Below are 18,147 nucleotides of genomic sequence, written 5' to 3' on the forward strand. Positions count from 1 at the left end.
GGTCGCGGGGTGAGGCTTCACCCCCTTTATCCCCCTCTCCGGGAACCGGAGAGGGGGAGGTTTCTGGCCCCCTCTCTGCGTCTGCGGAGAGGGGGAGCCCGGAGGGCGGGGGTGTGGTTTCTTCCGGGGAACCGGCACGGCCCGCGGCCGAAACCCCGCCGCCCCGCGAGAGCCCGGCGGTCCAGCGGCTCCGGGCCCGGATGAGGCAGCGCGGGAGGAGGTGAGGCTTTATCCCACTTCCAGAAACCGGCGCAGGCGGCGGGCGACCGATTCCGGCCGCCTTTCGATCTGGCACTCCCAGACGGTCAGGGTCCGCCAGCCGAGCCGGTTCAGACGGCGGCGGTTCAGACGGTCACGGCTGACATTCCGCTCCAGCTTGGGTTTCCAGTACGATCTTCTCGACCGGGGAATCCGGCCGTCCGGGCAGTTCCCGTGGAGATGCCAGAAGCAGCCGTGGACGAAAACCGCCTTCTTCCGGGTCCGGAACACGAGGTCGGGCTTTCCGGGCAGATCCCGGCCGTGAAGACTGCACTGGAAGCCCAGCGATGACACGATTTTCCGGGCTGCCAGTTCCGGCGATGTGTGCCGGGACCGGATGCGCCGCATGTTTTCCGAGCGGCGGAGGGGAGAGAGGGAGTCCATTCACCCGCTCGTCCCGGCAGGGAACTTCCTTTTCAGCCAGTCCAGAACCGCGATCTGGTCCGCGATGGTGGCACGGCGGACCTGAATAAGCAGCTTGCGCGCCGAAGGGCGGTCGAGCGTCAGGTTCTTCGCTCCTTCGTTGCAGACGGAACAGACCGCCCGCAGGTTTGAAAGCTCGTCGGCACCACCCATGCTTTTGTCGATGATATGGCCGATGTGAAGCCGGGTTTTCCGGCCGCTGTCGTAGGGGTGCGGCTCACCGGCCACCGCGCCGCACTGCTGGCAGGTAAACCCGTTCCGGTCCAGCACCAGCGACCGGGTTTCCTTACTGATCGAACGGGCAAAGGCCGGTACCGGCTTGGGGTCTTCCAGAAGGTATTCGCCCGGCTTCAGGCCCGACCGGTCCTTGTTCGTCAGGATGCGGTAGCCTTCCTCGTCGCGGAGTTCGCGAACCCGCCGTGCCCATTCCGTAATACCGCCTGCTGCCTCACGCAGCTCGTAGGAATCCAGAACCCGGCCGATATTGGCCAGAAAGTAATCCCGTAACTTCGCACGGGCCCCATCCCCGCGCTTTTTTATCCCGCTGCCGCGCTTCGCCACTTCTCGCCCCTCAGTGAGTTCACGATCGATTGCCCCACGGCCCGTGCAACCGGAGGGGGAAATGCATTGCCAACCTGCCGGTAGGCGGCGGTCTTCCGGCCGGCGAATTTCCACTCATCCGGAAACCCCTGTATGCGGGCAACCATCGGAACGGTCAGCTTGGGAAGCTGCCGGGCCGGGAAACCGGCACCGGGCGGCTCGTCGCCGATTCCCAGACCGTCCACGCCCAGTTCGGCCCACTGGCGGCGGGCGCGAGTGGGCCCCAGGTCAGGCCCGCCGTGCTTCCGCGAGCCGCCCACGACCGTCGGCGCAATGCCGTTCGCCTTCTTCAGCCACCAGCTTCCGCCCTTCCAGCCCCGCGAGAGCATCAGGCTTCCGATGGTTTCCGAGACCGTCGGCGTCCGTACAGACGCCTCCGGCCACTCGAACAGCGGCGAATGTTTCTGCTTGATGGCGACAAGGATAAACCGCGGCCGGAGCTGGGGGACTCCATAGTCCGATGCATTCAGGACCCGCCAGTCCGCCCAGTATCCCCAGCGGTTCAGCTTCTGGATGATCCGTTTCCGGTAGTCATCGAACTTTTCCGAGGCAAAACCGCGCACGTTCTCCAGCATCACGGCAGCCGGGTCCATCTCCATCACCAGCCGCAGGGCCTCGGGGAAAAGATCACGCTCGTCCTCCGGTCCGAGCTGCTTGCCGGCGATGGAAAATGGCGGACAGGGGACCCCGCCCGCCAGAAGGTCAATTCCCCGCCAGGCGGTCCCGTCAACCTCGCGGATGTCTGTGTTGAGCACTTTCCAGCCGGGGCGGTTGCTGCGAAGGGTTTCGCAGGCGATCTCCTCGATCTCCACGGCCCCTTCCATGCTGAAACCCGCCTGTTCGAGGCCCAAAGCCTGCCCGCCGCCGCCCGCGCAGATCTCGAAGACACTGAGCGGGGAGGAGGACCTGGATTTCCTGCGGGTTAGCACGGACGCAATTTACTCCTGAAGCCCAGGGTCTTCAACTGCCCCCGCCCTAACCCCTCACCTCACCCTCTGGCGGGCTTGCGTCCGCAGCAGAAGGGGTCGCCGAGGAGGATCGACTCGTCGCGGTCGGGGCCGACGCTGACGAGGATGGCGGGGACGCCTGAGAGTTCCTGCATCGCCTCCACGTAGGCGCGGGCGTTTTTGGGGAGCTGGCGCAGCGTGCGGGCATGGCGCGTCTCCTCGTCGAACCCCTTGAAGGTCCGGTAGACGGGCTCGCAGCGGCCAAGATCAATGGGCGAGGCCGGCGGGGCGTCGATCTTCTTCCCGTCGAGTTTGTAGGCGACGGCGACTTTCAGTTCCTTCAGGCCCCTCAGCACGTCGAGCTTGGTGATGACGATGCCGGTGAGGCCGTTCACGCGGACCGAGTGGCGCAGCACCACCATGTCGAGCCAGCCGCAGCGGCGGCGGCGGCCCGTCGTCGCGCCGAACTCCGCCCCGGTGCTGGAGAGGTGCTCCCCCACCGGGTCGCCCTCGGGCAGTTCCGTGGGGAACGGCCCCGCGCCGACGCGGGTCGTGTAGGCCTTGGTGACGCCGATGACCGAATCGATCGCCGTGGGGCCGACGCCGGAGCCGGTGCAGGCGCCGCCGGCGACGGTGCTGGAACTGGTGACGTAGGGGTAGGTCCCCTGGTCGATGTCGAGCATCGTCCCCTGCGCGCCCTCGAACAGGATGCGCTTTCCGGACGAGATCATCTTCGAGAGGGTGGCTCCCGTGTCCTCCACGTAGGGGATGAGCTTCTCGGCGAGCGGTTGGTATTCGCGTACAACCTCGCTGACGCCGGGGCAGCGGGTGCCGTAGATCTTTTCCAGCATCTCGTGGCGCACGGGGAGGATGGCGTCGAGCCGCTCGCGCAGCTTCACCGGGTCGATGAACTCGGCCACGCGGATGCCGATGCGGGCGGTCTTGTCGGCGTAGGCCGGGCCGATGCCGCGCCCGGTGGTGCCGATGGCCCCCTTGCCGTGGGATTTCTCCTGCGCGGCGTCGAGGATGCGGTGGTAGTCGAAGATGATGTGGGCACGGTCGCTGATGCGGAGCTGTCTGGGCGTCTTCAGATGCCCTTCCGCCTTCAGGTCCTCGATCTCCCCGAACAGCACGACGGGATCAATGACGACGCCGTTGCCGATGAAGCAGGTTTTCCTCCGGTGCAGGATGCCCGAGGGGATCAGGTGCAGGACCTTCTTCTGGCCGCGCACGACGAGCGTGTGGCCTGCGTTGTTCCCGCCCTGGTATCGCACCACGGCGTCCGAGGCGCGGGTGTAGTAGTCCACGACCTTGCCCTTGCCCTCGTCGCCCCACTGGGCGCCGACCATCACGACGCTCGGCATCTGTAGTTACCGCTTCCCTTTCTTCGCTGCGGCTTTCGCGGCCGGGCCTTTCGGGACCGCCCCCAGCGCGGCGGCCTCCGAATCGAGCGCGAACCCCACGGCCGGGGCCTCGCGCCCGTAGTTCCCGCAGAGCCGGTCGTAGCGGCCGCCCTTCAGGACGGCCTCCGCGGCGCCGGGGAGATACCCCCGGAACAAAATGCCGGTGTAGTATTCGAATCCGTCGGCGAGGCCGAGGTCGTACGACCGCCGCACGCGCCGTTTTTCGAGCGCCCGGTCCAGCGCGGCAAGTCCGGTAAGCTCGCGTCCCACGATGCCGCCCCACCCCTTCGCGGCGCGGCTTGCCTCGGCGAAGGTTCCCCAGGTGCGGGTGAGCACGGCGAGCCTGAGGCGCGGGGCCGAACCTTTCGCCCAGCGTTCGATCTCGAACGCCTCCTTGCGGACGATCCAGCCGATCACCTCGTCCCGTTCCCTTTCGGGGATGCGGGCCGCGTCAACGAGTTTCGCCACGATTCCGGCGTGGCCGATGTCTATGACGGCGTCCGGGCGGGCTGCTTTCAGGGTTTCCCAGGCGAGCGCGACGATCTCGGCGTCGGCCTCTCCGGCCTTCGCGCCGGTTTTCGTCCCGATCAGCTCGGCCCCGACCTGGTGGATCTCCCGCGCCCCGGAAAGCCCCCCTGCCCCCTCGCGCCGGAGCACCGCCCCCCGGTAGGAGACGCGCACGGGGAGATCACGGCCGAGCACACCGGAGGCAAACAGGCGCGCCACCTGCGGGGTGAAGTCCGGCCGGAAGGCGAGGGTTTCCCCCGTCACCGGGTCAATGAGCCGGAAGGTGTTGCCGAGCGACCGCTCGCCGAGGCCGGGCCGGAGCACCTCGAAGTTCTCCACCGACGCCGTGATGACGCGCCGGTAGCCCTTCCGGGCGAACAGCGCGTCGAGCCGCCGCCAGTAACGCTGGAGGCGCGCCGTCGTTTCCGGGCCGTGGTCGCGGAAACCCGCCGGAAGGCGTGTGCGGTGGAGCGTGTTCTGCACGTGTTACCCGGAACTCTGCCCTAGAACTTCACCTGGAAGACTGTCTCGATGTTGGGCAAACCGGCCATCTCTGTCAACGCCTCGCCCGGGGCGGCGGCGTCGATGGAGACGATCGAAATGGCCTTCCCGCCCGGCTGGTCGCGCCCCAGGGTGAGATTGGCCACGTTCACCTTGTACTTCTCCATCAAGCGGCCCACGTTGCCGATGACGCCGGGGCGGTCGAGGTTCGTGAAGACGAGCATCGCGCCCTCCGGCCGGGCCTCGACCGAGACATCGTTGATCCTGACGATGCGCGGGTCGTCCTTGCCGAACAGCGCGCCTTCGAGGAGCTGCGGCGGGCGGTCCCGGTGCTGCGTGATGATGCGGATATAGGAGGCGTAGTCGGTGGCGGTGCTGGTTTTCGTCTCCGTCACCGGGATGCCGCGGGCTTTTACCATCACCGGCGCGTTCACGTAGTTCACCGACTCGTTGCCGAGGCCGTGCATGAGGCCCCGGAGGGCGGCCACCGTGAGCGGCTTGGTGTCGAGGTCCGCCACCGCGCCGCCGTACTCGATCTGGATCGCCTCGAACCCTTCGGGGTGGATCTGCGCGTGGAACGAGCCCATGCGCTCGGCGAGCCGGATATAGGGCCGCAGGACCGGCGCCAGCTCGGCGCTGATCGCCGGGCTGTTCACGGCCGCCATGACGACGCCCTTGACGAGATAGTCGGCGATCTGCTGCGCGATCTGGATGGAGACCTGGATCTGCGCCTCGGTGGTGGAGGCCCCCAGGTGCGGCGTGAAGATCACGTCCTCGCGGCGGAGCAGCGGGTGGTCGGGGGGCGGCGGCTCCTCGACGAACACGTCGAGGGCGGCCCCGGCCACCTTGCCCGACTCCAGCCCCTCGACGAGGGCGGCCTCGTCCACGATCCCGCCCCGCGCGCAGTTGATGATCCGGACGCCCTTTTTCATGAGTTCGATGGCGCGCTTCCCGACGACGCCGCGGGTCTGGTCGTTCAGCGGCGTGTGGACGGAGATGAAGTCGGCCCGGCGGAACACGTCGTCCAGCTCCACGATCTCGACGCCCATGCTGGCGGCGCGCTCAGGGGTGATGAACGGGTCGTAGGCGATCACCTTCATCTTGAGGCCGATGGCCCGGTCGGCGACGATGCCGCCGATGTTGCCGATGCCGACGAGCCCCAGCGTCTTGCCGGCGAGCTCGACGCCCTTGAACTTCTTTTTGTCCCACTTCCCGGCGCGCAGGCTCGCCGTCGCCTGCGGGATCATCCGCGCCATGCTCATCATGAGCGAGACGGTGTGCTCGGCCGTGGTGGTGGAGTTCCCGCCCGGCGTGTTCATCACGACGATGCCGCGGCCGGTGGCCGCGTCGCAGTCGATGTTGTCCACGCCGATGCCGGCGCGCCCCACGACTTTGAGGCTTTTGCCCGCAGCGATGACTTCCTTCGTCACGCGGGACTCGCTGCGGACGACCAGCGCGTCGTAGCCGGGAATCTCCTCAATGAGTTCCTCCGGCTTCATCCCCGTGCGGACGGTGACGGCCAGTTCCTTCTGGCTTTTCAGTATCTGTAGCCCCTCGTCAGCGAGGGGGTCGGCGACCAGTACCTTGTAAATGCCCAAGGGAAAACCTCTCCAGAAGCGCGAAACCGGACGGGTGGCAGGGCCCCAAACGGACCCGGCCGCCCCCACCGGCGAGAACCGTTTACAGCGGGCGGGCTAATTCCGCAAGAGCCGGGAGACGGCCGAAAGCAGTTCGGTCATGCCGTCGGTCTTGCACACGTAGGCGTCGGCCCCGGCGTCCAGGGCCCTCAGTTCCATCTCCTGCCGGGGCAGGGCCGAGAACATGACGATGCGGGGCCTGCCGCCGGGGTGGCGGCGGATGATGCGGATCAGGTTCTCGCCCGTGAGGGCGGGCATCTGGTGGTCAATGACGACGAGGTCGGGGTCGAACTGGCGGATCCGCTGGGCCGTGCCGAGCACCTCGGCGGAGATCTGGACCTCGTAGGAGGCCATCTGGAGGGTGCGCTCCAGGAGCGTCAGCATCGCCGCGTCGTCGTCGATCACGAATATTTTCGGCTTTGCGGACATCCCGTTCGACCTCGTTCCCCCGGAACCGGACTCCACTCCCCCGCCCTGCGGGCACCCCCTCAACTCACATGAGGGGATGGAGGATAAGGAGCGGCCCCTGAACTCCCCCTCGCATGAGTGAGGGGGTGGCTGCGGAAGCAGCCGGGGAAGTCGTGTTCCCTCAATCGGCGGGAAAAACCTACTTCGCCGGTGCGGGGGATTTCAAGGACGGGGAGGAGGGGGAGGGAGAGAAGAAAGGGATAAGCCGGATTGACGCTCCACACGCGCAAGAGCCAAAATGAGCGCAGGGGCTATTGACGGTTTTCCAAACCAACGCGGGCCGTTTCCGGCCGGTGCGCCAAGTGGCGTGCTGTTTGGGAAAGTGACGAGGGAGAGGGTGTGAGTAGCCTCAAGCCAGCCGAAGCCAAACTATTAGAAGACCTGTTTGGAATGGCTAGCGGGTACGTACTCGATTTTTCCAATGACACGTTTCGTACATTTTTTCGCCAAACAGTAAATATCGATATCTGGGCCGACAAATATCATTCTGGTAGTGGCTCCAAGGGAAAGCGTCTCCGCACATTCTGGGAGAAAGAATCGGACCCGATTGTAGGCAGGGCTCTTCACGAAATGCTCGCCTACTGGAAAGTATTGAACCCCGTATTCGAGAGTGAGGATATCGAAGCGAGATACAATCAGGCACAAGTAATTGCCAACCGGCTGTTAGGAAAGCCCAACCTCTCGCCTGAGGAAGAATTCCTGAGACGTGATTTTGGGAACATATCTTTCAAACAGTTGCCCATTGAGGCTGATATGATCGAACTACTTGAGCAGCGGTTGAAAGAAGCCACACGGACTCTTGACAGCAAAGCACCGCTCGCCACGATTTTTTTTGTGTGGCAGTATTCTCGAAGGCGTACTCCTTGGCTTCGCATCGCATGAACCGGCCAGGTTCAATTCCGCCGCGTGCAGACCAAAGGGTAAGGACGGGAAAGCTAAGCATTTTCAGGAGTGGACATTGGCCCAATTCATCGATGTTGCATGTGAATTGGGTTTACTGAAGCTAGATGACCAAAAGTTCAGTCATGTATTGCGGGAGTTCCGAAACTACATCCACCCCTATCAGCAGCGTGCGTCCAGATTTAACCCGGATATGCATACTGCCGAAATATGCATGCAGGTACTGAAGGCCGCAGTTGCCGGAATGGCAGGCGAACGGAAATAGCCATCCCCCTACTTCGCCGCCGGGGCCCCGGCGATGAGGAGGCGCTGGGCGGCGGCCATTATCTTGCCTTGCTCCCAATGGCGGACCATAATTTGCCGTCGTTAGCAATGAGGACGGAGACGATAAATGGCGACACCCCTGCCCCAGCAACCGGTTGACGCGAATTCGCTAGTAGGCACATTCCGGCGTTTCGGCGAATACGGCCCTGTTTATGAAATCCTCACCATGCGCAAGGAGGGACCCGTCACACTTGTCGATGTCGAGGTTCCGGAGACTGGTGCCAAGACCACTGTGCGCCTAGAGGACGTTCTTGCTGATCCCGAGGCCAGGTGATGTACGCCCTTGCGTTTGACCTGGAAATGGCAGAGTTGCGCCGGCACTGGCAGGGTCACGTCTCCGGTGCGTATTTAGAGATAAAGAATGTACTCATCGATCACGGTTTCCAATGGGCACAAGGAAGCCTATATATACTTGATCAGGAGGATATGAGCGTCCTCTTTCGCGCCATCCAGGCGCTGATCGCATTGCCCTGGTTTCCGCCCAGCGTACGGGACATCCGTGCGTTCCGTGTTGAGCAGTGGTCGGACTTTACAGCAACGGTAAAGGGTGCCTCTGCCCCGCCGAGATCTGGCTGAACGTATGACCCCCTACTTCGCCGCCGGGGCTCCGGCGATGAGGAGGCGCTGGGCGGCGGCGGGGCCCTTGCCGAGTTCGACCTTGTGGCCGAACTGCGTGAGGCCGGTTTCGAGGGCCGAGAGCGCGGTCAGCATGTCGAAGCCGTCCAGGAACCCCATGTGGGAGATCCGCACGACGCGGTCCTTGATGGCGTCCTGTCCGGCGGCCATGGCGACGCCGAGTTTGTCGCGCATGTATTTGACGAGCTTGCCGGCGGGGACGGCGTCGGGCAGCACGGCGGCCGTCACCGAGTCGGAGGGGCTTTTTGAGTAGATGGGCAGGCCCATCGCCTCGCACCCGGCGCGGGTGGCTTTTGCGAGAAGCGCCGTGGCGGCGAGCCGTTTTTCCATCCCCTCGGCCTCGAACGACTTGAGCACCTCGCGCAGGCCCACGATGAGGCTCACGGCGGGGGTCCAGGCGGAGGTGTCGTCCTTCAGGGCGGCCCGTTCCTTTTTGAAGTCCTCGTAGAAGCGCGGGAGCTTGGCCGTCTCGGTGAGCTTCCAGGCCTTTTCGGACAGCGCCGCGAAGGCGAGCCCCGGCGGGAGCATAAACGCCTTCTGGCTGCCGGAGACGAGCACGTCCACGCCCCACTCGTCCATCGGCAGGGGGATCGCGCCGACGGCGGTGATGCCGTCCACGACGAGCGCGGTGCCGGGGAGGTTTTTCGTGAGCGCGGCGACCTCTTTTACCGGATGGGCGGTGGCGGTGGAGGTCTCGCTCGCGGTCATGTAGACGGCGCGGGTACTGGGGTTGGCGTCGAGGAGCTTTTTCACCTCGGCGGGATTGACCGGGTGGCCCCACTCGACCGGCAGTTCCAGCACGTTGAGGCCGTATTTCTGGGCGATCTTCGTCCACCGCTCGCCGAACTTGCCGCCGTTCACGGTGATGACGGTGTCGCCGGGGGAGCAGAGGTTGGAAACGGCGCCGGTCATGGCGAGCGAGCCGCTCCCGGCGAGGATGAGCACGTCCTGCTTCGTGCCGAAAACGGTCTTGAGCCCCGTGGCGCACTCCCGGAAGATCGCCGAGAACTGCGGCGTCCGGTGGTGCATCAGCGGGCGGGACATCTCGGTGAGCGCGCCCTCGTGGACGGCGACCGGACCGGGGGTGAGGAGGCGGTTCTTCAGCATGGGGCAAAACTCCGCGAAAGGGATATTTCCGGGCGGACCGGCCGTTTTTCAGGCCGCTCCGCCGTGGGGGTGTATCGCTTAGTTTGGACGGCGGAGGGTGTCAAAGGGGCCTCACCCCGCGCCTCAACGGCGTGGCCCTCTCCAGTTCCTGGAGAGGGCGGGGAAAGACGGGCGTACTGCCTCATCCTCCCCCTCTCCGGTTCCCGGAGAGGGGGCAAGGGGGTGAGGCCGCGGAGGAGAAACTGCCTCACCCCGCGCCTGAACGGCGCGGCCCTCTCCAGGAACTGGAGAGGGCGGGGAAAGACGGGCGTACTGTCTCATCCTCCCCCTCTCCGGTTCCCGGAGAGGAGGCAAGGGGGTGAGGCCGCGCGTGTGGTTCCCCCCGTTTCCGGGTAGACTGGAAAGATTATGATCCGCCGCCGCGCCGTTCTTGCCGTTTCCGTCTCGCTGGCGGCGGTGGCGGCTATTGATCTCGCGCTCCGGCCGGCGCTCGACCGGCTGTGCGCGAAGTGCGCGGTGCCGGTCCAGTTCAGCGCGCAGTTCGATCCGCAGTTCATCTGGAACCCCACGGCCCACCTGCCGCCGGAGGCCGTGCGGGCACTGCGCTCGCGGCTGGACACCTGGCGCACGCCCCCGGATCCCGGGGCGGCGGGGTTCCGGGTACTGGTCGCGGGCGACACGGTGGGCGTTGGCCCCGGCGGACGGCCGGAGCTTTCGTTTCCGTCGAGACTGGCGGCGCGGCTTTCGGAGCGGTTCGTCACCTCCGGCAACGGGACCGGCAGCGGCCCCGCCGCCGACATCATCAACTTCTCGGTGCCTGGTTTTTCCACCTTCCAGGTCTACCGGCTGGTGGAAAAGGAGCTGCCCGGTTTGCACCTCGATCTCCTGATCGTCGCCGCCGGGGCGATGGACGCCGTGCCCTCCGGGCGGTCGGACGCCTCGTGGGTGCAGTACCGGCTGTCGGGGGCGGGAAAGTGGCGGCAGATGGCCGAAACCTCCGGGCTGGTGAGGCTCGGCCGGCGGCTCCTGCCGCCCGGGCGCGGCCCGGACCACCCGGTGCCGCGGGTGAGCCGCATCGAGCGCGAGCTTCTCATCGACCGGCTGCTCCGGATCACCGCGCCCCAGAACGTGCTGCTTGCCGTGCTGCCCACCGACTTCACCTCGGCCGATTCGGTGGCGGTGGCCCAGCACGCCCGCTCGCAGGGGGCGCTCGCCGTGGAGTTCATGCCGGAACTGAGGCGGCAGGAGGTGGATCTCGCCGCCGTCCGCTCGATGGACCCGGACCCGGAGGCCAACCGGTTCCACTATGCCGAGTATCTCCTCGTCCACCGCACCCAGACGGAGATCGACGACGCCCGCCGCCGCATCGCCGAGGAAACCGGCCTCCCCCCGCCTGAGACGAACGACACCGGACTGTTCGAGACGCCCGTGCAGCCCAACCGCTACGGCCACGAATACCTGGCGATGCTGTGGGAGCGGCGGCTCGCGGCGATTCTGCCCGAATGGCGGGAACGGCGCGGCGACCCGCTGGAGCCCTCCGGCGGTTTCCTCCCCGGCGGCGTCCCCGTGATGGAGGTGAGCGGGCGGGACGGCGCACTCCCCGACGCGCCGAAAGGACCGGGACGGGTAAGGAGGTAGGGGACTGCCTCATGGCGCGCTGCCTCACCCCGCGCCTCAACGGCGCGGCCCTCTCCAGGAACTGGAGAGGGCGGGGAAAGACGGGCGCGCTGCCTCATCCTCCCCCTCTCCGGTTCCCGGAGAGGGGGCTGGGGGGTGAGGCCCCCTACCTCGACAGTTTTCTCGATATCCAGGCGGAGAGGCCGGGGGCGAGGCGGTTCAGGGTGTGCATGGCGGCCGACATCCGGTCGCAGTAGACGACGAGATCGCCGCCATCGAGGGTGCCGACGATGGTGGTGGCGACGCCGGTGGCCGTGAGCATCTTCAGGCGCGAGTAGACGCGGGGCTTTTCGGCGAGCGACTGTACCATCGGCGTGTTGGCCGGGGGCGGCGCGACAGTGTGGACGCGGATGCCGCGGTCTTCCCACTCGGCGCGCAGCGCCTGCGCGAAGCCGATGACGCCCGCCTTGCTCGCGCCGTAGACGGAAAACTGCTCGGCTCCCCGGAACCCGGCGATGGAGCTGATCATCGTGACGACCGAACCCCGGCGGAGGTGCCGCTCGAACGCCTTGACCGTATAGATCGCCCCCATGAGGTTCACCCGCAGGGTGGTCTCGGCGGCGCGGGCGTTGATCTGGAGAAAGTCGCCCGTGTAGAGGACGCCCGCCCCGGCGACGAGAAAATCCGCCGGGCCCCAGCCGTCGAGTTCGCGGGCGGCGCGTTCCAGGTCGCCGTAGTTCGTCACGTCGGCGCGCAGCGCGCGGTGGTCCCCCGTGGGGCACGCGCCGTGAACGGCGTCGAGCGAGGCTTCCGAGCGGTCAATGAGCGCCACCGAAAAACCCTTCAGGGCCAGCAGGCGGGCCACCTCGGCGTTGATGCCGCTCGCCGCGCCGGTGACGACGGCGCGCTTGCGGCCGGGATAGAGGTTGCCGGAAGCCGAGGTCACGGAAAGGCGCCCCCTAGTTCAAGGTGGAAGGGTCGATGAAGGGGACGATGTTGGGACCGCCGTCGCTGTCATCATCCAGCGTGCCTGAAGCGGCGTCCGCCCTTTCGCCCACGACGCGGAGCAGCGGGCGGCGGCTGCGGAAACCGGTGTCGAGGCTGTGCCAGAACCGGACGCTGGTTTCGCCCACCCGCCAGCAGAGCCAGACCTCGCGGCCATTCACCACGCCACGGAAATCGACGAGGCCGAGATCGATATCCTTCACGACAGCGCCGGTTTCGAGGATCGTGCGGAGTTCGCCCTCCAGCACCGAGGCGAGCCGTCTCACCATCTCGATCCGCGCGGCGCACGATTCAGGGGCCACGCGCTGCCCGCCCAGGTAGAGGGAGACATCGGGAATCCCGGCAACGCGGAGTTCTTCCAGGTGGCCGTCCAGATCGGCCCTGAGCGAGGTGATGCGCTCGAACGCCCGCTCCAGCGCCGGCAGGCAGGCGTTGGCTTCGCTCACGCTGAACAGTTTTCCCATGACCCCCTGAATCTAGGCCGTCCGGCCGCCGGGGGCAAACCGCAGGACGGGGCCTCCCGCCATTCGCCTGTTGACACGGCGGCATTTATACTGGCGTCGCGGGCTTAAGCTTCAGTCTTCAGGGTTTCAGCGGACGGAAAGGACGACCGGCGTTTGCGCGGCAAGACGGGACTTGTACTTTCGGGCGGCGGCGCACGCGGGGCCTACGAGGTGGGCGTCCTCCAGTACATCTACGAGGAGTTCGGCCGCCACGCCCGCTTCGACATCCTGAGCGGAAGCTCGGTAGGCGCGATCAACGCCGGGTTCGCCGCAGCGGCCTCGAACGATCCGGCGCACGAGATCGCCAGTCTCGTCAAGGTCTGGAGCAACCTGCGCCTCTGGGACGAGCTGCACTACGGCATCGGCCAGCTCCTGCGGCTCCCGCTGCTCGTCTTCGGCCGCATCCCGATCATCGGAAACGGCATGACGCGCATCGCGCTCGGCCACAGCCTGTTCGACGTGCGGCACCTGGTGGAGGTCGTGCGGACCGGCGTCCCGTGGGAGCGAATCCAGGACAACCTGAAGGAGGGGCACTTCGAGTCGCTCGCCATCACGGCCACCGAGATCCTGAGCGGCACCAGCACGACGTTCGTCGAGACCTCGCGCATGCAGCTCCCGCCCTGGACCCGCGACTCGCGCCACAAGGCCGAGAAGACCGTCATCACCAGCGCGCACGCGCTGGCCAGCTCGGCCATCCCGCTGCTGTTTCCGCTGGTGGGAATTGACGGCCGGGCGTTCTGCGACGGAGGAATGCGGCAGAACACGCCCATCGGCCCCACCCTCCGGCTCGGCGCGGACCGTCTCCTCGTCATCCGGCTGAAGACCTCCAAGCACCACAGGCCCCTGCTGTTCCCGTTCGACACGGAGCAGCCGCCGCCGTCGTTCCTCATCGGCAAGCTGTTCAACGCGCTGTTCCTGGACCAGCTCGACTACGACCTGGACCGGCTGGACCGGATCAACCAGATTCTCGAGGACGGCGAGGAGACATTCGGCCCCGACTTCGCCGAGCGGCTGGCCCAGACCGCCATCAGGCACCGGGGCCAGCAGTGGCGCAAGGTTCATTTGAAGGTGATCGCACCGTCGGACGACCTCGGCGCCATCGCCGCGGAGGTGATCCGCGAGCCTTCCTTCCGCAAGGGAATGCCGCTCGTCTGGCGGTTCATCATGCGCTACCTGGACTCCGGCCGCCGCGAGGAGGCGGACCTCCTTTCGTACCTCCTGTTCGACGGCCACTACTGCAGGCGGCTCATGGACCTGGGCTACCGGGACGGGAAAAACGCCCGCGACGACCTCGCCCGGTTCTTCGAGGGGGCCGAGAAGGCCCGCGTCATCGAACCGTCGGCCGGTGACCTCACCGCCGGAGGAACCTGAAAAATCCCGTGAGCGATTCGCCCGAAGATACGGCGTCCCCGGACGGCACGGACTCCCCCCGGCGCCGGATGGAACGGTACGCGGGGCTTGCGCTTCTGGGCGCGGCGATCGTGCTCACCTTCTGGGTCCGGCTCCGACTCGCCGGAACGCCGTTCGAGCGCGACGAGGGGGGTTACGCCTACATCGCCCGGATGCAGCTCCGGGGCGTGCCGCCCTACGTGAGCGGCTACAGCATGCACATGCCGGGGCTCTACCTCGTGTACGCCCTGTTCCTGAAGCTGTTTGGCGAGACGGCCGAGGCGGTCCGCACCGGCTACGCGCTGGCCATCGCCGCCACGTCGGCGGTGGTTTACCTGCTGGGAAAAAGGCTCGCCGGTCCCCTTACGGGCGGCGCGGCCGCGCTCATCTTCGCCCTGCTCTCGCTCAGCGAGCGGGTGCAGGGGCTGTTCAGCAACTCCGAGCACCTCATCAACTTCTTCGTGGTGGCGGCGGCGCTGCTGCTGGCCGGATGGCGGCGCGAGGCCCCCGCCGGTTCCCGGCGGGCGGCCACGCTGCTGTGGCTCGCCGGCGTCTCTCTCGGCCTTGCGTTCCTGATGAAGCAGGTCGCCGCCGTCTACGCGGCCGGGGCCGCGATCTGGGCGGTCGCCGCCACCCGGCGGGAGTCCGGCGGCCAGGCCGGCATCATCGAGGAGTTCTTCCGGCTGCTGGCCGGTTGCGCGCTCCCGGTGATGCTCGTCTTCCTCTGGCAGTATGTTGCGGGGGATTTCGACCGGTTCATGTTCTGGACGCTCGTTTACCCGCTCCACTACGGCGTTCCCGACAGCCCCGAGGCCGTGAAAGCAATGCTGATCCAGGGGTGGAACTACTCGGTCAGGCCGCTCCTTCCCTACTGGATCGCGGGCGCGGCCGGACTGGTGTGGCTCGCGCTGCGGGGGAAAAGCCGCCACGGGCTCCGGTGGCTCGTGCCCGTTTTCGCCATCGCCTCGCTCGCCGCCCTGCTCCAGGGGTTCTACCTGAGACCCCATTACTTCCAGCTCGTTTTGCCGTGGACAGCCCTTGGCGCGGGCTACCTCGTGAGCCGGGCGGGACTGCCCGCAAAGCTGATGCCGAAGGCGCCCGCGGTGGCGGTTCCGGCGGCGGCCGCGCTGCTGCTGACGGCACCGATGCTGTGGCGCGAGGGAAGCTACCTGTTCCGGCTGTCACCGGAGGCAGTGTCCCGCCGGTCCTACGGCATGAACCCGTTTCCCGAATCGCTCCCCATCGCGGAGTTCATCCAGAGCATCACCGGACCCGCTGACAAGGTGGCGATCATCGGCTCCGAGCCCCAGATTCTCTTCTATGCGGACCGGGAGTCGGCCACGGGATATCTGTATACCTATGCTCTCATGGAACCGCACCCGTTCTCGGAGTCCATGCAGCAGGAGTTCATCCGGCAGGTGGAGGCAGCCCGACCCGCCGCGTGGGTGTTCGTGAATGTCCCGACGTCGTGGTTGCCCCGAAAAGATTCGCATGGACTGGTCTTTGGCTGGTTCGAGGCGCAACTTCAGTCTGGCAGGCTCGAATCGGCAGGAGTCGTGGACCTCATCGGTCCCGGCCGCACCGTTTACCGGTTCGGGGAGGAGGCGAAGGGCTACCGCCCCCGCTCGTCCCTGTGGGTCGCCATCTATACCTCGCAACAGCCGGAAACCGGAGAAGGAGTTTTACCATGATCACCGTCCGCAAGAGCAGCGACCGGGGGCACGCCAGCCACGGCTGGCTCGACACCTGGCACACCTTTTCGTTCGCGCAGTACCAGGACCCGGCGCACATGGGGTTCCGCTCCCTGCGCGTCATCAACGACGACATCGTCGCGCCGTCGGCGGGTTTTCCCACCCACGGGCACAGTGACATGGAGATCGTCACCTGGGTGCTGGACGGCGCGCTCCAGCACAAGGACAGCCTCGGCAACGGGTCGGTGATCCGCCCCGGCGAGGCGCAGCGCATGACGGCGGGCACCGGAATCCGGCACAGCGAGTTCAACGCGAGCGAGTCCGAACGGTGCCGCCTGCTCCAGATCTGGATCCTGCCGGAGCGCGGGGGGCTTGAGCCCGGCTACGAGCAGACGGCCTTTCCGCCGGAATCGCGCCGGGGGAAGCTCCGGCTCATCGCCAGCCGCGACGGCCGCGAGGGGTCGGTGACGGTGCATCAGGACGTGAGCCTCTACGCCTCGCTGCTGGACAGGGGCCAGAAGGCCGAACTCGCCCTCGCCCCCGGCCGGCACGGCTGGGTGCAGGTGGCCAAGGGATCGGTGACGCTCAACGGCACCCGCCTCGACCACGGCGACGGCGCGGCCCTAGCCGACGAGACCAGACTCGCCCTCGAAGGCGTGGGCGACGGCACCGCCGAGATACTGGTGTTCGACCTGGGGTGAGGGGCCTCACCGCCATTAGAGGCCTCACCCCCTAGCCCCCTCTCCGGGAACCGGAGAGGGGGGAGAGGATTGTTCCCGCCCTCTCCAGTTCCTGGAGAGGGCCGCGACCCTTTAAGGGGAGCGGGGTGAGGCTTCCTGCTCCCTGCCTCACCCCCCGGCCCCCTCTCCGGGAACCGGAGAGGGGGGAGACCACTCCCCCTTGATCCCCCTCTCCGTAGTCACGGAGAGGGGGTGCCCGAAAGGGGCGGGGGTGTGGTTTTCTGTTCCCGCCCTCTCCAGTTCCTGGAGAGGGCCGCGGCCCTTCAGGGGCGCGGGGTGAGGCTTCCCGCCCAAAACGAAAACCCCCTCTCCACAATCCGCGGAGAGGGGGTTTTAAAAGGACGAGGCCGTTAAGCCATCAGTCCCAGCAGTCGTCGGTGTCAGCGTCGAGGTGAAAGCCGAGGTCGCCGCCGTCGTCGTCCGCGTAGATCTGGATGAGGGTGCCGCCCACGTCCACGTTCACATTCTCCGCATAGCTGTTGGTGAGGTCGAGTTCGACATCCACCTCGCTGTCCATGCCCTCGTAGTCCACCTGGCCCACCAGCGTGGCCGAACTTGCGTCGGTATCGAGGCATCCCTCCACGTCACCAAAACAGTAGTCGAGGTCCGGGTCGAAGATTGCTTCGCCGGTGATGGTCCCCTTGAGGTACGGACCCGCCACCGTGGCGAGCAGTTCGCCGTCGTTCAGGATCACGAAGACGCTGGGTCCGTTCCAGGTTTCTACATCGATCCAGCTGTAGCCGCAGGCGATGGCGGTTTCGTCGCCGTTTTTCACGCCGATGGCCGTTGCCACGAGATCCGATTCCGAGCTGGTGGTCGAAATCGACAGCGTCCCGTCGGCCGATACCGTGCCCGTCACCGTGATGTCGCCGTAGTAGGTGTCCTCGGCGGTCGCCGTGAAGGTGTCGCCCGTCACCTCGCCGGTCACGTCGTGGAACTCGATGAAGTCATCAACGTCGGGCAGCGACTCGGGTAACCATTCAAAGGTGGTCAGCCTGCCGCTCACGGTCAGGTCGGCGCCGATCGTGATGTCGGCCCAGTAGTACCAGTCCGGGTAGAAAGCGAAATCAGACGGCGACACGGAGGCCGGCTCGTTCTTGTTACCGACCACGCCGCCGATGGTGTATTTGCCCGGCTCCAGCGTGATCCCCTTGCTGTCGCTGCACGCGGCAAGGCCAAGTGTCGTGATGGCGGCGAGCGCGAGGCCGGTCCGCCTGATTGAGTTGAAGTTCATGGTTTTCCCTTTCGTTTGCCCGGCGAGCCGGGGGTTCAAATCATTTGCGCGGCATCCTAGAGCAGTGCTTCACTTTGGTGCAACAGAAAAAACACACCGGCCTCACCGCCATTAGGGCCTCACCCCCCGGCGGCTGGCGAGGAGGCCTCACCCCCCGGCCCCCTCTCCGGGAACCGGAGAGGGGGTGCCAGTGAGGGCGGGGGTGAGGTTTTCTGTTCCCGCCCTCTCCAGTTCCTGGAGAGGGCCGCGACCCTTAT

17 protein-coding genes and 1 pseudogene are annotated in these 18,147 nt (G+C 66.5%); 7 read left to right on the top strand and 11 right to left on the bottom strand.

Annotated features, from left to right (window positions below; all coding sequences use genetic code 11):
* Window positions 1–228 precede the first annotated feature (228 nt).
* The 7 genes and pseudogenes from vsr to KIT79_15820 all read right to left on the bottom strand — a co-directional run bounded on the left by vsr (window position 229) and on the right by KIT79_15820 (window position 6,705).
* On the bottom strand, window positions 229–642 hold the full coding sequence (gene vsr / locus KIT79_15790; protein ID MCW5830768.1) for a DNA mismatch endonuclease Vsr: 414 nt from the start codon (window positions 640–642) through the stop codon (window positions 229–231).
* Window positions 643–1,152 carry an HNH endonuclease gene (locus tag KIT79_15795; protein ID MCW5830769.1) on the bottom strand — a complete coding sequence of 170 codons (510 nt, stop codon included), beginning with the start codon at window positions 1,150–1,152 and terminating at the stop codon, window positions 643–645.
* A gap of 65 nt (window positions 1,153–1,217) precedes the next feature.
* Window positions 1,218–2,180: pseudogene (dcm, locus tag KIT79_15800) on the bottom strand (DNA (cytosine-5-)-methyltransferase).
* An 89-nt stretch (window positions 2,181–2,269) separates the two neighbouring features.
* Window positions 2,270–3,592 carry an adenylosuccinate synthase gene (locus tag KIT79_15805; protein ID MCW5830770.1) on the bottom strand — a complete coding sequence of 441 codons (1,323 nt, stop codon included), beginning with the start codon at window positions 3,590–3,592 and terminating at the stop codon, window positions 2,270–2,272.
* A 6-nt stretch (window positions 3,593–3,598) separates the two neighbouring features.
* Window positions 3,599–4,621, bottom strand: a complete 1,023-nt coding sequence (locus tag KIT79_15810; protein ID MCW5830771.1) for an ATP phosphoribosyltransferase regulatory subunit — start codon at window positions 4,619–4,621, stop codon at window positions 3,599–3,601.
* 20 nt (window positions 4,622–4,641) lie between these two features.
* Window positions 4,642–6,237, bottom strand: a complete 1,596-nt coding sequence (gene serA / locus KIT79_15815; GenBank protein MCW5830772.1) for a phosphoglycerate dehydrogenase — start codon at window positions 6,235–6,237, stop codon at window positions 4,642–4,644.
* A 96-nt stretch (window positions 6,238–6,333) separates the two neighbouring features.
* Window positions 6,334–6,705: a response regulator transcription factor gene (locus KIT79_15820; GenBank protein ID MCW5830773.1), complete on the bottom strand. Its 372-nt coding sequence runs from the start codon at window positions 6,703–6,705 to the stop codon at window positions 6,334–6,336.
* A gap of 378 nt (window positions 6,706–7,083) precedes the next feature.
* Here KIT79_15820 and KIT79_15825 point away from each other — a divergent pair, with 378 nt between their 5' ends.
* The 3 genes from KIT79_15825 to KIT79_15835 all read left to right on the top strand — a co-directional run bounded on the left by KIT79_15825 (window position 7,084) and on the right by KIT79_15835 (window position 8,544).
* Window positions 7,084–7,626, top strand: a complete 543-nt coding sequence (locus KIT79_15825) for a hypothetical protein (protein MCW5830774.1) — start codon at window positions 7,084–7,086, stop codon at window positions 7,624–7,626.
* Between the two features lie 409 nt (window positions 7,627–8,035).
* Window positions 8,036–8,242 carry a DUF5397 family protein gene (locus KIT79_15830; GenBank protein ID MCW5830775.1) on the top strand — a complete coding sequence of 69 codons (207 nt, stop codon included), beginning with the start codon at window positions 8,036–8,038 and terminating at the stop codon, window positions 8,240–8,242.
* Window positions 8,242–8,544, top strand: coding sequence for a virulence factor (locus KIT79_15835; protein ID MCW5830776.1), 303 nt, complete (start codon window positions 8,242–8,244; stop codon window positions 8,542–8,544). Before KIT79_15830 ends, KIT79_15835 begins: the two co-directional genes overlap by 1 nt.
* Before the next feature lie 12 nt (window positions 8,545–8,556).
* On the opposite strand, the gene KIT79_15840 is transcribed toward KIT79_15835, so the two are convergent.
* Entirely contained in the window at window positions 8,557–9,711 is a 1,155-nt protein-coding gene (locus KIT79_15840; GenBank protein ID MCW5830777.1) for an alanine--glyoxylate aminotransferase family protein, read from the bottom strand.
* Between the two features lie 408 nt (window positions 9,712–10,119).
* Between KIT79_15840 and KIT79_15845 the strand changes: the two genes are divergently transcribed.
* Complete coding sequence (locus tag KIT79_15845; protein MCW5830778.1) at window positions 10,120–11,349, top strand: hypothetical protein; 1,230 nt, start codon at window positions 10,120–10,122, stop codon at window positions 11,347–11,349.
* A 145-nt stretch (window positions 11,350–11,494) separates the two neighbouring features.
* On the opposite strand, the gene KIT79_15850 is transcribed toward KIT79_15845, so the two are convergent.
* Both KIT79_15850 and KIT79_15855 read right to left on the bottom strand, forming a co-directional pair.
* Window positions 11,495–12,193 carry an SDR family oxidoreductase gene (locus tag KIT79_15850; GenBank protein MCW5830779.1) on the bottom strand — a complete coding sequence of 233 codons (699 nt, stop codon included), beginning with the start codon at window positions 12,191–12,193 and terminating at the stop codon, window positions 11,495–11,497.
* A gap of 94 nt (window positions 12,194–12,287) precedes the next feature.
* The gene (locus tag KIT79_15855) at window positions 12,288–12,779 is read right to left on the bottom strand and encodes a DUF2203 domain-containing protein (GenBank protein MCW5830780.1); all 492 of its coding nucleotides are present in this window, start codon (window positions 12,777–12,779) and stop codon (window positions 12,288–12,290) included.
* Between the two features lie 171 nt (window positions 12,780–12,950).
* On the opposite strand from KIT79_15855, the gene KIT79_15860 reads away from it, so the two are divergent.
* The 3 genes from KIT79_15860 to KIT79_15870 are packed head-to-tail and all read left to right on the top strand — an operon-like array spanning window position 12,951 to window position 16,617.
* The gene (locus tag KIT79_15860; GenBank protein ID MCW5830781.1) at window positions 12,951–14,207 is read left to right on the top strand and encodes a patatin-like phospholipase family protein; all 1,257 of its coding nucleotides are present in this window, start codon (window positions 12,951–12,953) and stop codon (window positions 14,205–14,207) included.
* An 8-nt stretch (window positions 14,208–14,215) separates the two neighbouring features.
* Window positions 14,216–15,916, top strand: coding sequence for a glycosyltransferase family 39 protein (locus KIT79_15865; protein MCW5830782.1), 1,701 nt, complete (start codon window positions 14,216–14,218; stop codon window positions 15,914–15,916).
* Entirely contained in the window at window positions 15,913–16,617 is a 705-nt protein-coding gene (locus tag KIT79_15870; GenBank protein ID MCW5830783.1) for a pirin family protein, read from the top strand. The genes KIT79_15865 and KIT79_15870 overlap by 4 nt, the downstream gene beginning before the upstream one ends.
* A 397-nt stretch (window positions 16,618–17,014) precedes the next feature.
* Here the strand turns inward: KIT79_15870 and KIT79_15875 are convergent, their stop codons facing one another.
* A complete protein-coding gene (locus KIT79_15875; protein MCW5830784.1) occupies window positions 17,015–17,890 on the bottom strand; it encodes a hypothetical protein in 876 nt (291 codons plus the stop codon).
* Window positions 17,891–18,147: the final 257 nt, after the last annotated feature.

It is taken from the genome of Deltaproteobacteria bacterium, assembly GCA_026129095.1.
Taxonomy (GTDB): Bacteria; JAGRBM01; JAGRBM01; order JAGRBM01; family JAHCIT01; genus JAHCIT01.